Source organism: Flavobacterium sp. (assembly GCF_004211145.1).
Lineage (GTDB): Bacteria > Bacteroidota > Bacteroidia > Flavobacteriales > Flavobacteriaceae > Flavobacterium.
In genome coordinates, this window is sequence record NZ_SEBS01000008.1 from 60,458 (window position 1) to 75,626 (window position 15,169).

Consider the following 15,169-nt stretch of genomic DNA (forward strand, 5'->3'; position numbering starts at 1 on the left):
CATCAAATGTAACGAAGTTATCGTTCGGAGTTGGATTTTGAAGTTGCCTTTGGGTTAAGGATAAGATCTGGAAACGCCCGCGTGAGGGATTGCAGCGGCATCCTTTTGCAAATCCTGCAAGGTTTGCAAAAGATACAGCGGAAAGCCCGACTGCGGCTTTACAAATGCGACCAGCTTTTGTAAAGCCGCAGTCACGCCCAAATCCAAAATCTCAAATCTCAAGACTCAAGACTCAAGACTCAAGACTCAAGACTCATTACTAAATTCAAGTTAATTAGGTTAAAGGTTTGGTAACGCGTTTTGCGCTCCCGAACGAGTAACGTACTTTTAAAGAATAACACAACTAAATGACAAGTTATGAATAACAAGAAATTAGTAGCAGGTGTCGCGATAGGTGTCGCAGCCCTCGCAGTAGCCGGAGTCCTATTATATAAGAACCGTTCGAAAAAAGCGAAATTCCAGGGCGCGGCTGAAGATTACGCCGACAAGTTTCGAAGCAAGCTCTCGAATCTCGAGCGCAAAGCCAAAAAGGAATATAAGCAAATCGTCGAAGACGGAGAGGAATTTGCGAACCGCGCAAAAGACAGGGCTTCACAATGGGTGAACAAAACAGGCGCAAACTTGTAAAAAAATGAACGACTCCTAACGGGGTCGTTTTTATTTTAGAAAAAATCTTACAACAATTTGGTCGAATTATATAAGTAAATCAGATGGATTTCAGGGAACTTTGAGAACCTGAAAAACGGCTCGCAATCTTGAGACGTTCACGAATACAACGACATCCAACTATACGACACAATGGAAACGAGAAACATGCTTAACAAATCCGGGGACGCGAAATTCCCATTTTATCTGCCGCAGGACTTCTTCTTGGAAAATGCCAAAACCAAGAGAGACGACGTACTGCCTGAAATTTTATTCCTGACGACGTTTCCGCCTCGACAATGCGGGATTGCGACCTATTCGGAGGATTTGATCAAAGCCATGGAAAAACAGTTCGTGTACTCGTTCGACCTGAAAGTGTGCGCGCTTGAAACCGACAAGGAACAACACACCTACAAAAGCAAAAAAGTCAAATTTGTGTTGAACACGTCAAGCGATGATTCATACGACCAACTCGTGCAGAACATCAACACCGACGACAATATCAAAATCGTATTGCTGCAACATGAATTCGGATTGTTTACCGACAACGTGCAAGGCTTCAACAAGTTCCTCACGCAAATTAAGAAACCGGTCGTCGTGGTGTTCCACACGGTTTTGCCGCGTCCTGACGAAGTGTTCAAGGCCAACGTGCAGCACATTTTGGACTCGGTTGATGGAATCATCGTGATGACCGACGACGCTAGCGAAATCCTGACGCGCGATTATGTCGTAAACCAGGAAAAAATCTCGGTGATTGCGCACGGAACGCACTTGGTGAAACACATCGATAAAAATGTACTCAAGAAGAAATATAACATTGGCGACCGGACCGTGCTTTCGACATTCGGGCTTTTGAGTTCGGGAAAAAGCATTGAGACGACGCTCGAAGCATTACCTACGATCGTGAAGACCTCGCCCGACGTATTGTTTTTGATCATAGGGAAAACGCATCCGACGGTCGTGCTCAACGAGGGCGAACAATACCGCGAATCGCTCGAACAAAAGATCAAGGAACTCAATTTGTCGAAACATGTACGATTCGTGAATGAATACCTGCCGCTCGACCAGTTGCTCGAATATCTACAGCTTACCGACATTTACCTGTTCACGTCGAAAGACCCGAACCAGGCGGTTTCAGGAACGTTCTCGTACGCTTTGAGCTGCGGATGTCCAGTGGTTTCGACGCCGATTCCGCATGCCAAGGAATTCTTGTCTAACAATGCGGGATTGATTTTCGATTTCGGAAACTCGGCACAACTCGCCGATGCCGTGAACCGATTGATTTTCGACGTCGAATTGCGTCACGAGATGGTGTCGAACGGATTGCACAAGATTACGGGAACGGCTTGGGAAAATTCGGCCGTGAAACACGCCAAATTCCTTCAGAAAATTTCGAACGACCAGATCGAATTGCATTATCGCAACCCGAAAATCAATTTGGATCACATCAAGAAAATGACGACGAATTTTGGAATGTTGCAATTTTCGAAACTCAACCAACCCGATATCAATTCAGGTTATACGATCGACGACAACGCGCGAGCGATGATTGCACTTTGTCAACACTATAAATTCAAGAACGACGTTTCGGATTTGAAATACATCGGAATTTACTTGAATTACATAGCCTTTTGCGAACGACGCGACAACCTGTTCGTGAACTACGTCGATATGAATTTTAATTTCACCGACCAGAACAAAAACGAAAACCTCGAGGATTCGACAGGCCGCACGCTTTGGGCGTTGGGTTATGTGATCTCGCTTTCGAACATCTTGCCGGTGGAACTTACGCAAAAAGCGCGTGAGATTTTTGATCGCGGCATATCGAACGCGCAAAGGATACATTCGCCAAGATCGATGGCGTTTATGATAAAAGGATTGTATTATTACAACCGTGGCGCGAAGAATGAGGACAATGTCACAATAGCTTCGATGCTTGCCAATCGTCTCGTAAAGTTATACCGCCACGAAGCTTCGCCCGAGTGGAATTGGTTCGAAGGCTACCTTACATACGCGAACAGCGTCCTGCCTGAATCATTGCTATGCGCGTTCGCGATGACCGGAAACGAAGTGTACAAAGACATCGCCAAGAAAAGTTTTGATTTTTTGATTTCGAAGACGTTTTGCGACGACGGCATCAAAGTCATATCGAACCGAAGCTGGCTCATGAAAGGCGGCGTCTGCGAAGAATATGGCGAACAACCGATCGACATCGCGTACACCGTGATTACGTTGCGCAAATTCCACGACATTTTCAAGGATCGCAAATACCTTGTGAAAATGGAAATGGCCTTCAACTGGTTCCTCGGAAACAACCATTTGCAGCAGATCATTTACAATCCGTGCACAGGCGGCTGTTTCGACGGACTTGAGGAACACAACGTGAACCTAAACCAAGGCGCCGAATCAACGGTAAGTTATTTGATGGCGCGCATGATGATCGACAAATATTTCGGACATGAAAACGAAGTCTACCACCGACGCAAAACGCGTTCGTACCGAGATAAAATGACGGTAAACTAAATACTAAGACAAAAAAAAGACCTCAAATCAATGAGGTCTTTTTCTTTTTATAACTAAACGTTTTTATTTTTTTGAAGGCGTCAGTTGCTTCACGTTACTTTCGTCGACGTTGTATGCTTTCACGACTGCATTGTAATCGCTGTAGTCGAGTGTGTTTCCTTTGTTTGTGAAATACCCTGGAACAACCACAATCCTAAAAGTTTGCCCGTCGGCGTAGTCAGGTTCAAGATTCGGAACCGATCCGTAAAGATAGATTTGATAATCGATACGGCTGAAATCAAAATCATAATTTACATATCCATTATCAAACTCCATCGTCGTAGGAATTTGTTGCCAGATCGGCGTTTGTGAATCGATCAAATCCGAAAGTCTGTAAATAAGCACTACATCTGAATCGAGAACGTTCAGGTTTGAAGGGTAATCTCCGCTGATATAATAACCGCCGTCAAAATTAAAACTTACGTTATTAAGTTCAAAAACCGCGGCTTCGACATTCGTTCCCGGCGCGCCTTGCGGTCCTTCAGGTCCTTCGCATCCTGTTAAAGCGGTAAGCCCGATGGCGGCGAATAAAAAAAATATCTTTTTCATAATTTAAAGTGTTTTAGATTGTTCGAAAATACGCTTTTCTAAAACCGTACCAAAAAACCTTTTCCCATAGATTTCCCAAATTTTATTTTTATTTTTAGGAAATGGAAAACACTTTAAAACTACATATGGTCATGTTGGGCGCAACTCCACCGGGTCGCCTGACCGAACAACACGATATTTTTTTCGGCGTCGGAAATTCATTGAAAGAATTGGTTCCCGAGATGAAAGCGTTCTGGCCGGGCGTGCCGATCCACATCGACGCGTGGCGTGAAGTGACGAGCGTGGACGGATTTTCGATATCGGTTGTCGAAAAGTCAGACATTGACGATTCGAGCGATCATTTGTTCTTCATCAATTTAGGCGGTTACAAACAAGGCGAATTCGAGGAATACCATTATAAAGTTTTGGCAGTGGCCGAATCGATGGCACTCGCGTCCAAAATCGCAAAAGGCACGAGCTTCTACAAACACTTCGGTTTTAAAGGAGCCGAATCGCACATCGACGACAAATACGGCCTCGATGTGGACGACATCTACAAAGTCACCGACATCCTGAATCCTGAAATTAAATCGCGATATTCGCTTCGGTTCACAAAAAACGCGACGGTCGAAGACGAATTGCACATCGGTTACGTTAAGATAGATAAGTTGCTGAAATCCTGACCTATGAAAAAAATCGGACTCGCTTTATTGTTGCTGCTTTTCGCCGAAACCGCGTCGGCTTGCCTGAACACGTATCAGTTCAAGATTTTCCCGGTCGGTGTCGTCAATGGGAATATCGTCTCGGTCGACTTTAAGATTCGGAGAACATCGAAGGCCGAGGGAAACCAAATGTTGGATCTCGGCCTAAAAGACGCACGCGCGATGGATGTAATGTGGATACTCGACGCCTACATTTCAACCTACGACAAAAGCCAAAAGTTGCTCACGTCCGAACATTTCGAACAGGTTTATTCGCTCGAAGAAGATTACGGATCGAAACTCCAGTCAGTGTATTCGGTTTGCCTGTCCAAGATAAAATCGGCAAATCCTACGATCGATCTGTTCAAGCCCGACTACATTTCGTTCTGCGATTACCAACAGAAATGCAAATTGGTTGCGATCGAAAGCGATACGATCAAGCACTTGGATTACATGAGCTACAATAAGAAAAAACACCTGTTGCCCGTCATGCGCGACACATCGTATTACGGATTCGGAGGAAATGCGCCCGAGAAAGCAATCGACCTTTATGTGAGTTCGGTTCGCGTCTACAAATCGAAAAATATGACGTTGGTGATGTCGCATCTCGAAACCGGACACGAAATCTCGATGAACCTGATGGACGACAGCAAAGAAAAAAAACCGAACATCGCGTTCAGGAACATAGCTGAGGCGACTTATGTCGAGCCTTTGCTGCATCACGGTTACGGCGTGGATATTTTCATCACGTCATAAAAAAAGCACCACTATCGGTGCTTTTTTCTTACTCGTTTTTGCGGTCTTTGTAACGCTGTTTCATTTCCTCGCGATTCTCCTCGCGGAACGTCTCGAATAGTTTGTATTCACTTGGCGTCAAAACTTTTTTGAGTTCGGTGGCGCGCTTGTCGTCGTAGGACTTGAGCGACTTGAACTTTTGCGCCTTTCCAGCGTCCGAATCACGCAACTGCTGTGTCTTTACTATGAAATCAAGATTGATCGCATACACTTTCGCTTTCGTATCGTCGTTGAACTTGATCTGGGTTTGCATTTTTTCAGTCAACGCCAATGCTTGTTGGTCCGATGTCGCTTTCTGCGCGAATCCCGTCGAAACCGTCGCCAAAAAAACCATGATGAACAAAGTAGAATTTTTCATGTTACAAATTTATGGTATACGTATTTCCGTTGATGACCAAAGTCGCCGTTCCGTTTCCATTGAACGTGATCGTCCCGTTGTAATTATACGAGTTTCCGTTCGATGAAACGCCCGCAAACGCCACACTCGCCGATCCCGAAACGATCTGATGGTTCGTCTTGCTCACGTTTATCGCGGTTAAATCGTACGTCAGCGTGCTCTTAAACGTGTTTTGCTCGCGTACTTTCGAGACTTGCGAACCGTTTCTCACGTAGCTTCCGTCGAGCGTCGCATTTTGGGAAGTGGCGTCAAGTCCGGCCAATGTCCATTGTAACGCGGCAGCATCGTCTGAAGACATTCTCGGCGTATCGTAAACACCGTCGTGGCTTGCGTTGTAAGAAAGACTTGAAGGCGTATCCTCGGCAGTACACGAAAGTTCGGTGTTGCGCGAGATACTGTAATCGTACGAATAATTCGTGCCTTCCCAAGCTTCATCGTACGAAGCCGAATACGGAACGCCACATTCCAACGTCACGGCTCGTGCGTATAGGTTTTCATCGGCCGCATACATCGAGGCGCTCTCAACACTTTTTGCCAGACCGTTGCTGTCCGATTGGAGCGAATACGTGATCGCGTCCACGGCATCTTTCTCCTGGCTGCTCGCCGAAGTGCCGTTCTCATCGCTTGAACATGAGTAAAAAATTGCGCTGCCAAAAACCACAAGGGCGGCAAGCGAAATGTTACGGGTAATTTGATCTTTTGTTTCCATTGTCGATTCTATTTTGAGGTTAACAAGTCAAAAGTAGCGACTCAAAAAAAGCGATGCTGAAACTTCGAAACGAACGGGACAAATTCAAGGTTGGAATGGAAATATCACGCTTTCAATCGTTTCCGATCCATTTCAGGAACTGGGGCGACTTGGTTTTACTCACGACGATTTCCTCGGGAACGGCAATGATGAGCTTAAGCAGCAATCGGCGTGAGAAGTAATTTGAAATGGTTTCCACCGACGATCGGTTCACGATAAACTGTCGGTTCACCCTAAAAAACTCCGCGGGTGAAAGTTGGGATTCGAACTCGTCGAGCGTCTGCGGCATCACGTATTTTTTCCTGTCGAACGTAAAAAGATTCACATTTCCGAATTCGTAATGCATGAACGCCACGTCGGCAACCTTAAGCGGAATGATTTTTTCCTGGTAATGGACCAAAAGCGTCTTCTTGTATTGCGCGTGATAATTCAGCAGTAAGCCGCCCGTTACAGGCGAAATCCCATCTTCAGTGAAAACCGATTTGAGCTTTTGATATTTGTCGAGCGCCTGTTGCAGTTTGGCTTCGTCAACGGGTTTGAGCAGATAATCGATGCCGCTCGTCCTGAACGCATCGATCGCGTATTCATCGAAAGCCGTGCAGAATACGATCGGCGAAACCACGTTCACCTGCCTGAAAATCTCAAAACTCAAACCATCGGCTAATTGGATATCGCACAGGATCAAGTCGGGCGCGGCGTTTTCTTGCAACCATTTGACGCTCGATTTGACGCTTTGCAACATGTCGAGCACGATCGCGTCGGGCAAAATGCGCTCCACGTTGCGTTTGAGCTGGCGCGCGGTTTTGATTTCGTCTTCGATTATGAGCAGCGTCATCATTTTGCCGAATGGATTTGGTTGAGCGTTTCGTCGTACTTCGGGTGCGTCGTTCCCATCAAAATGTCCCAAAATCGAAAATACAGGCCGTAATTCCCGTTGAACAATTTGTGATGCATATTGTGGTTCGTCGATGTGTTGAGCCAACGCCCGACGCGTGAACGAACGAGCCAACGCGGAAACAATTCGTACCCGAGATGCCCGTAAATATTGAATGTGAGCATGAACAGCATGAACAGACCTATAGCGTACCGATGGATCGGAAACAAAAACACGATCACGACGATCACGCCGCCCTCGACGATCGCTTCAAGCGGATGGAACGAATACGCGGTCCACGGGCTCGGATTCGTCGACTTGTGATGTACGAGATGAAAAATACGGAACAATTTGGGATTGTGCATCAATCGGTGCGTCCAATAAAAATAAGTATCGTGCACGAAAATCGCGACGAGGACGCTCGCAAGAAAATACACGATCCCAAATTCCGAAATATCTTCATAAAGTTGCGTGAATCCCGACACCGGCGACCTGAAAATTACGACGGCATATGCCGTGAATATCAACATCGTGAGCATCGAAAATTTTAGTTCGCGGTAATAATCGCGGCTTTTCGGGAACAACCTTTGGATCTTGATGCGCCTGAACCTTTCGCGGAACAGCACATAAAATATCACGAAAGCGAGTCCTGCCATCACGAGGTAACGCAGGCTCATCAATAAAACGAAGAAGAAATAACTTTTGTCCTGCATGATTTTGGGGATTTGAATTAATCGAGCAAAGGAATTCGAACCGTGAAATAACCGGATTTATCGTCGATTTCGATTGACTTTCCCGACAGTAACCTATAACGCGTTTCTATGTTCTCGAGACCTTTTCCCGTACTCGGTTCGGCCGAAAGTCGCGGCAGGATCCGATTGCTGACCGTAAGGAAACCGTGGCCGCTATTGGTGATTTTGACATGAAGCGGTTCTTCCATTGAAACGACATTGTGCTTTATCGCGTTCTCGACGAGAAGTTGCAGCGCGAGCGGCGGCATTTTCTTACCAAGTAGATTGGCATCGATCGAAATGTCGACATCAAACGCGTCCTCGAACCTTTCCTTCAAGATGTACACGTACGAATTCATGAACTCGAGTTCCTCGCGCAACGTCGCCAAATGATTGTCGTTGAACGCAAGCAGATAGCGATACACGTTCGAGAGTTGCAAAATGTAGTTGCGCGATGCGGCGTCAGGAACGATGGTCTGCAACGTGCTCAACGAATTGAATAGGAAATGCGGGCTTATCTGCTGCCGAAGCGAATCGAGTTGGGCTTCGAGTTTCTCCTTTTTGAGTTGTTCGATTTCGAGCGTAGCCGTCTGACGTTCGAAAAGAATGCTGAAATAATATTCGATGAAATAAATCACGCCGCTGAACGCCACGCCCCGAACAAACAACAAACCGTTTTTGCGTTTCGCGGCCAGAATATCCATGATCGGGAAATCGATGTAAATCCTTGTAAATCTCTCGAAGAAAACCTCCATGAACCTGTGATAGGCGACCGACAGCAATCCGCCGACGAAAAGGAAAACCACGATTTTAACGACCAGCAATTTTTTTTGCCTCAAAAACAAAGGCGTAAGCATCCAAAATAAAAAAGCCAATACGAACAAATACAGCAAATGACTGCCCAGATAGGAGAAATTTTCGGCGTTCGGGCGCACGATCCTTGGCGCGGTCGCAATGGCGCTCACGACCAGGCTCAATACTAATCCGCGTTTTAGGGAATTCGCTTTCATAGAATATTTCTTGCGACAAATATAAAAGTACGCTTATTTGCGTCGGCGCATTACAGCGTGAACCGACCCAATTCGAGGCTGAACGGGAATCCGAATCGCCTGAATAAAAAAAGCCTCCCGAAACCGGAAGGCCATTTCCCCTTTTATAAAATTATTTCCTGACGACTTTTCGCGTAAAATTCGCGTCGCCCGATTTGATTTTCACGAAATAAACGCCCGTTGCCAAATTGCTGATGTCAAGACTTTGACCCACGCGTGTTCCGAGCATGTCGAAAACGTCGACCTTATCCACAGGAATGTCTTCGCTTAAATGCAATTCTCCCGATGTCGGGTTCGGATAGAGATTCACGTTTTCAAAGGTACGCGTCTGGACTTTCAAAGCCTGTCCGAAAAATGTCACGCGCAACGGGATAAATGTGTTTCCCGCCTCGGATCCCGTCGCTTCAAGTACGGGAACGCCATGAGCGGGATCGAGCCATTTGTAGGTCACGGTCGTGCTTTGGACGGGAATTTCATCTCCTTCATACACGATGTATTGCTCGGTCGCGAGCGTGGTTTTCATGCGAAGCACGTTCGCGTATGTTCCCGCGGGAGTCGTGACCGAACCCCAACCGTCGACGAAATTCGTGCGCTGCGTCGTGCCGTCGATCGAAACAGGGAATCCGAACGAATTGAAATCCATCGACATCGTGCTCGTGTGCGTGTAATTGTCGTTGTAGTTTATCGGGAACTCATAGACGATGTCGGGCGTCGTGTAATCGACTGTGAACGGCACGTCGGAACCATTCAGGTTGAACGTCGCGCCTATCATTTTGCTTTCAAGCTGTGTCGCCGACTTAAAATAATGGTTCATCAGGTTCGACACGCCGAGGTTTTCCAAAGCCGTCGCCTCGTTGAATTCGCCCGCCAGATTGAACGACGCGTTGAACTGCGAATTGCAATTGAGTATGTAGAAATTGAACAGGCACCAAGTTGTTTTATAGCCTGTGTTGTTCGGATTTATCCACGAAATCTGCTCGACCGATTCCCCTGTGAGCGAACCGAAATCCCAGGTCTGGTTCGGGCCTGCAAGCGCGAAGTCCTGCGTGGCGAAATTTCCGGCCGTGCTGATGTCGAACGTCTCGTCTACCATGGCAAAATCAGCCGAATTATACGTTGTTTGAGCCGATAAGGTTGCCGACAATAAAAAAATAAATAGCGTAATTTTCTTCATAAGCTTATGTTTTACAGGGTTTAACACTTTGAACTGCAAGCAATATCGCTCAAGGTATATAATTTTTAAGGGTCGTGAATCGCTCGCCTATCGTTTTTCGATGAAACGGACAAATTGCACGTTGAAAAAACATTTTCATAAGTGAATGAATATTCATTTATTTTATATCTTTGCCGAAAATAATCCCAATGCGCATACGCGACGAAAAAAAAGAACAACTCGTAATCGATAAGGCGATCGACCTTTTCGTAGCCGAAGGTTTCGATGGTTTCAGCATGAACAAACTCGCCAAAGCCTGTGGCATATCGGTTGCGACGCTTTATATCTACTACAAGGACAAGGAAGATCTGATCAGGAAAATTGCCGAAGATGTGGGCGACATGTTCTTCGGGCGATCACTTCAAGACTTCACCCCTGACATGCCGTTTGCCGAAGGCTTACGAAAACAGTGGGAAAATCGCGTTGCGTTCGCTTTCGAACATCCGCGCGAAGTTGCGTTTTTCGAAATACTGCGCAGCTCGCCTTACGCTGAAAATGTGATGCGCGGCAGGCTCGGGATTTTCAAAGAACAATTGAGCGAATTTTACCACAATTGCATCAAGAACAAGGAACTCGTGCCGCTTTCGCCCCCGATGTTCTGGTGCATGGCATACGGCCCGCTGTATTCGATGCTGCGTTTCCACCAGGAAGGAAAAAGCATGGGCGGGCAACCGTTCAGGATCAACAAACTGGAAATGGATGAAGCGTTGCGCCTCACCGTCAAAGCCCTAACTCCGTAATCATGGAAACATTCGACAACATCCATATCTTCAAGACCAATTTGGGGAAGTTGTGCCCGAATTGCGAAGCGTCAAAAACACTCGACACGCTCAGCGAGATCTCGTTGTGGACGATCGACCACGAAGACATCGACTGCGTTTTGCGCGTGGTTTCAGAAAAACTGAGACCTTCCACGATCATCAACATCATAAAATCACTCGGATACAATTGTACCGAACTCGAATAAAAACATGAAAACACCAATCACCGACATCCCGAAGTTCACGGGCTACCAAAAATTCGTGATCGTCATCCTCGCGATGCTGCAGTTCACGGTAATCCTCGACTTCATGGTGATTTCACCGTTGGGCGATATTTTGATGAAAACGCTCGACATGACGACCGCGAACTTCGGGCTCGTCGTTTCAGGTTATGCGTTCAGCGCCGGAGCGTCGGGGTTGCTCGCCGCTGGTTTCGCCGACAAGTTCGACCGAAAAAAACTGCTCGTTTTCTTCTACATCGGATTCATTTGCGGAACGGTATTCTGCGCGTTTTCGACGAATTACGTGATGTTGCTGTCGGCGCGGATCCTAACCGGATTTTTTGGAGGCGTGATCGGTTCGGTATCGCTGGCCATCGTAACCGATATTTTCGAGCTCAACCAACGCGGCCGTGTCATGGGTTTCATCCAGATGGCGTTCGCCGTGAGCCAGATTCTGGGAATTCCGATCGGGATTTACTTTGCGAACATCTGGGGTTGGCACTCGTCTTTCCTGATGGTCGTCGCGCTCGCCTCGGTTATTTTGATCGCTATTTTGGTCAGGATGCAACCCGTCGACAAACATCTCGCGCTTCAATCGAGCAAAAGCCCGCTGCTGCATTTGTGGCACACGCTCAGGAACCGTGAGTACAGGATCGGATTTTCGACGGTCGCCTTGCTTTCGATCGGAGGTTTTATGTTGCAACCGTTCGGAAGCGCGTACCTGATCAACAACATCGGAATCACGCAGGCACAATTGCCGGTCGTATTTTTCAGCACTGGAATCGCGGTACTTTTCATCATGCCGATCGTCGGGAAACTGTCGGACAAAATCAACAAGATGGCTTTGTTCACCGCGGGTTCGGTCATCTCGATCATCATGATTTTGATCTATACGAATTTGCCGCAGACGCCGCTTTGGGAAATCATCGTGATCAACATGTTCCTGTTTATGGGAATCATGAGCCGGATCGTGCCGTCGCAAGCCATAAACACTGCCATTCCCGATATGTCCGACCGAGGCGCGTATATGGCGATTACCTCATCGATGCAACAAATCGCGGGAGGAATCGCTGCGATCGGCGCGGGATATATCGTGCACCAGCAAACTAAAACCAGCCCGCTTGAAAACTATAGCATTTTGGGTTATGTGATTTCTTTTGTTACGATTTGTTCGATTTTCCTGATGATGCGCGTAAATAAAATCGCTGAGAGGAGAAAGCAGCCTGTCGTTGCCGAGCCGATCACCGAACTCGCTTAACCGTTTAACCATTCAGCTTTTTGAATTTCACCATTGAGAGCATTTAGAACATTAAGTTCATTAAGAACAACGCGGGCAACCAGTAAGCTAGAGAATTTAAACAATTAGGAAGTTGAGCGCACAAAATCTTAACAATCCTTAACTTCTTAATGGTCAAAAAAAAATTCGTTATACGACTCCGTAAATCCAACAGCTTACTACTGCTTTGACCGATTATCAAACTCACTTAACCATTTAAGGATTCAGCTTTTTGAATTTTACCGTTGAGTACATTTAGAACATTAAGTTCATTAAGAACGAAATTGACAACCGGTAAAAAAGTTAAACCATTAAGGAGTTAAGTTTAGTTAAGCGCACAAAGTCCTAACTAAACTTAACTCCCTTAACTGTTCAAAAATAAGCTCGGATACAAACTCCACAAAACAACCAAAATCCTTAATGTTCTTAATGGTCTAAACGGTAAAAAACACCGTTTATTCCTCAAAGTTCTTCCCCTCTGAAATACTCTTCAAATGTTCCAAAGCCCGCGGCCAAGTCTTCTCAAAAAACTCCGCGTATTCCCCCTCAATGTCCATCGAAACTTCAATGTTCGTCTTTCCATTTAATTCCGTCAACGTATAATCCTCGATCGAACCGGCCCATTCCCTGACCTTGTCACTTTCGGTATCTTCTTTTCCGTCCATGATTTCGCCGATGTGACGAAACGCCATATATTCCGGCTCTCGCTTTTCATCGATTATTGAAATCATCCCGTCCCCGTTCATATCCAGGAAAATCGCACGGCTCCCGACCTGCCAATCGGTTTCCACTTTCGATCCGGGTGCGAACGGCGACGTCCATTTCGGGTATGTTTCATCGCCCCATAATGTTTCCCATACTTTTTCACGCGGCGCGTCGATCTCGATGTTGAATGTTTTTCTTTCCATGATGTTTGGTTATTTAGAAGCGCTCACACGCCAGATTTGATTGGTTTTGTCATCGGTAACCAACAATGAACCGTCTTGTAAAAAAGTAACTCCGACCGGTCGGCCGCGCACTTGCTTTTCCTTTGGATCAATTATAAACCCTGTGAGGAAATCTTCCATCGGGCCCGAAGGTTTTCCGTTGGCGAATGGAACGAAAACGACTTTATATCCTGACAACGGATCGCGATTCCACGAACCGTGTTGTGCCACGAAAGCGCCGCTCGCATATTTCCCGGTGAGCATTTTTCCCTTCGTGAACGCCAATCCCAGCGAAGCGGTATGAGAGCCCAAATCGACTTCGGGAACCAATGCTTTCTTGATAAGTTCGGGTTTTGTGTCTTTCACGCGCGGATCGATATTTTTGCCCCAGTAGGAATAAGGCCAGCCGTAGAATCCGTTTTCTTTTACCGACGTCAGGTAATCAGGAACCAAGTCATTTCCGAGTTCATCGCGTTCGTTCACCGCCGTCCAAAGCGTTTTGGTTCCGGGCGCCCAATCCATTCCGACGGGATTTCGAAGCCCCGACGCGAACACGCGCAATCCCGAACCGTCCGGGTTCATTTCCAAGATGTCGGCACGTAGGATTTCGGCGTCGATTCCATCTTCGGCAATATTACTGCCCGATCCGACGGCGATGAAAATCTTGCTGTTGTCGGCATTCGCGATCAGATTTCTCGTCCAGTGGCGGTTGACTTTTCCTTCAGGCAAATCGACGAGTTTCTTGCCGACGCCTTCGAGTTTCGTCTGCCCCGATTTATATGGAAAACGCAACACCGCATTCGTGTTCGCCACATAAAACCAATCGCCGATGACGAGCATGCCGAGCGGCTGGTTGAGACCTTGTTCCTTCGTCGCAAAAACTTCGCGTACTTCGGGAATTCCATCTTTGTCCGCATCGCGCAACAATGTCAACCGGTCGACGCTTTTCGAAACATTATTCGATTTTCCGGCACCGATGATTTTCGCACCGACCTGTTTCGCGACGCTGTAATTGGAATTCGCCTCGGCAACCACGACATCGCCATTTGGCAATACGTACATCCAACGCGGATTTTCGAAACCGCCCGCGTACTTGGCGACCGTGAAACCGTTTGGTGCTTTTGGCGTTTCATTTTCTTTCCATCCGATGACGTCAGAGTAATTCGTTACCGATTCGGTCGCGAACGGCTTGGGCAACATTTTGTTTTCAGCGACTTTTTCCATGGGCTGCTCTTCTTTTGGAGCGGGTTTCTTTTGGGAACAGGCGAGGAATGGCAGCGCGAGAAGAAGTGATAGGAACTTTGTTTTCATTTTTATTTGTTTAATCGGTGAATCGTTTACTTGTTTATTAATGGATTTTAGGTCAAGCGCCGATTGTTTTTCAAAAGGCTGAAAATCTTCGTTAACCGATTCGACCGCGACCCAAAAACCAACCCAAAGTTCTAAATTCGACCTGCAATTCCCGTTACGGAATTCTTTTCCGATTGTACATAATTGTAAACAAAAAAGCTCCCGACATTCGGAAGCTTTTAATATTTATTTTTAACCATTAAGAAATTGCCTTAATGAACTTAATGGTCTTAATGGTAATCTTTTCGTCGAGATTTTAAACAAAAAAGCTCCCGACATTTAGAAGCTTTCAACATTTATTTTTAACCATTAAGGGCATTAAGCTCATTAAGAGTAGTAAGAAAAAAACTTAACGAACTTAATGATCTCAATGGTAAACTATCGTCGAGATT

Annotated in this window: 16 protein-coding genes; 7 read left to right on the forward strand and 9 right to left on the reverse strand. The window is 46.3% G+C overall.

Annotation, left to right across the window (positions count from 1 at the left end; translation table 11 throughout):
* The first annotated feature begins 357 nt into the window (after nt 1-357).
* Together EOO50_RS05585 and EOO50_RS05590 are read left to right on the forward strand one after the other, a co-directional pair.
* On the forward strand, nt 358-627 hold the full coding sequence (locus tag EOO50_RS05585; protein ID WP_290838532.1) for a hypothetical protein: 270 nt from the start codon (nt 358-360) through the stop codon (nt 625-627).
* Nucleotides 628-798: 171 nt separating this feature from the next.
* Complete coding sequence (locus EOO50_RS05590; RefSeq protein WP_290838533.1) at nt 799-3,168, forward strand: glycosyltransferase; 2,370 nt, start codon at nt 799-801, stop codon at nt 3,166-3,168.
* A gap of 63 nt (nt 3,169-3,231) precedes the next feature.
* Here EOO50_RS05590 and EOO50_RS05595 read toward each other — a convergent pair whose 3' ends face one another.
* Complete coding sequence (locus EOO50_RS05595) at nt 3,232-3,756, reverse strand: hypothetical protein (protein WP_290838534.1); 525 nt, start codon at nt 3,754-3,756, stop codon at nt 3,232-3,234.
* 101 nt (nt 3,757-3,857) lie between these two features.
* Here EOO50_RS05595 and EOO50_RS05600 point away from each other — a divergent pair, with 101 nt between their 5' ends.
* A complete protein-coding gene (locus EOO50_RS05600) occupies nt 3,858-4,418 on the forward strand; it encodes a DUF1543 domain-containing protein (protein WP_290838535.1) in 561 nt (186 codons plus the stop codon).
* 3 nt (nt 4,419-4,421) lie between these two features.
* Complete coding sequence (locus EOO50_RS05605) at nt 4,422-5,192, forward strand: hypothetical protein (protein ID WP_290838536.1); 771 nt, start codon at nt 4,422-4,424, stop codon at nt 5,190-5,192.
* A gap of 28 nt (nt 5,193-5,220) precedes the next feature.
* Here EOO50_RS05605 and EOO50_RS05610 read toward each other — a convergent pair whose 3' ends face one another.
* The 6 genes from EOO50_RS05610 to EOO50_RS05635 form a co-directional block, all read right to left on the reverse strand.
* Nucleotides 5,221-5,589 carry a hypothetical protein gene (locus tag EOO50_RS05610; RefSeq protein WP_290838537.1) on the reverse strand — a complete coding sequence of 123 codons (369 nt, stop codon included), beginning with the start codon at nt 5,587-5,589 and terminating at the stop codon, nt 5,221-5,223.
* A 1-nt stretch (nt 5,590) separates the two neighbouring features.
* A complete protein-coding gene (locus EOO50_RS05615; RefSeq protein WP_290838538.1) occupies nt 5,591-6,337 on the reverse strand; it encodes a hypothetical protein in 747 nt (248 codons plus the stop codon).
* 112 nt (nt 6,338-6,449) lie between these two features.
* Entirely contained in the window at nt 6,450-7,214 is a 765-nt protein-coding gene (locus EOO50_RS05620; RefSeq protein WP_290838539.1) for a LytTR family DNA-binding domain-containing protein, read from the reverse strand.
* Nucleotides 7,211-7,963 carry a sterol desaturase family protein gene (locus EOO50_RS05625; RefSeq protein WP_290838540.1) on the reverse strand — a complete coding sequence of 251 codons (753 nt, stop codon included), beginning with the start codon at nt 7,961-7,963 and terminating at the stop codon, nt 7,211-7,213. The genes EOO50_RS05620 and EOO50_RS05625 overlap by 4 nt, the downstream gene beginning before the upstream one ends.
* A 17-nt stretch (nt 7,964-7,980) precedes the next feature.
* Entirely contained in the window at nt 7,981-8,991 is a 1,011-nt protein-coding gene (locus EOO50_RS05630; protein WP_290838541.1) for a histidine kinase, read from the reverse strand.
* A 151-nt stretch (nt 8,992-9,142) separates the two neighbouring features.
* A complete protein-coding gene (locus EOO50_RS05635) occupies nt 9,143-10,204 on the reverse strand; it encodes a T9SS type A sorting domain-containing protein (protein WP_290838542.1) in 1,062 nt (353 codons plus the stop codon).
* A gap of 188 nt (nt 10,205-10,392) precedes the next feature.
* On the opposite strand from EOO50_RS05635, the gene EOO50_RS05640 reads away from it, so the two are divergent.
* Genes EOO50_RS05640 through EOO50_RS05650 form a run of 3 tightly spaced genes read left to right on the forward strand, consistent with a single transcriptional unit; the run spans nt 10,393 to nt 12,483 of the window.
* Nucleotides 10,393-10,983: a TetR/AcrR family transcriptional regulator gene (locus EOO50_RS05640; RefSeq protein ID WP_290838543.1), complete on the forward strand. Its 591-nt coding sequence runs from the start codon at nt 10,393-10,395 to the stop codon at nt 10,981-10,983.
* Between the two features lie 2 nt (nt 10,984-10,985).
* Complete coding sequence (locus EOO50_RS05645) at nt 10,986-11,210, forward strand: hypothetical protein (RefSeq protein ID WP_290838544.1); 225 nt, start codon at nt 10,986-10,988, stop codon at nt 11,208-11,210.
* A 4-nt stretch (nt 11,211-11,214) separates the two neighbouring features.
* The gene (locus EOO50_RS05650) at nt 11,215-12,483 is read left to right on the forward strand and encodes an MFS transporter (RefSeq protein ID WP_290838545.1); all 1,269 of its coding nucleotides are present in this window, start codon (nt 11,215-11,217) and stop codon (nt 12,481-12,483) included.
* 473 nt (nt 12,484-12,956) lie between these two features.
* On the opposite strand, the gene EOO50_RS05655 is transcribed toward EOO50_RS05650, so the two are convergent.
* Both EOO50_RS05655 and EOO50_RS05660 read right to left on the reverse strand, forming a co-directional pair.
* Nucleotides 12,957-13,409, reverse strand: coding sequence for an SRPBCC domain-containing protein (locus EOO50_RS05655; RefSeq protein WP_290838547.1), 453 nt, complete (start codon nt 13,407-13,409; stop codon nt 12,957-12,959).
* 9 nt (nt 13,410-13,418) lie between these two features.
* Entirely contained in the window at nt 13,419-14,738 is a 1,320-nt protein-coding gene (locus tag EOO50_RS05660; RefSeq protein WP_290838548.1) for a sorbosone dehydrogenase family protein, read from the reverse strand.
* Nucleotides 14,739-15,169: the final 431 nt, after the last annotated feature.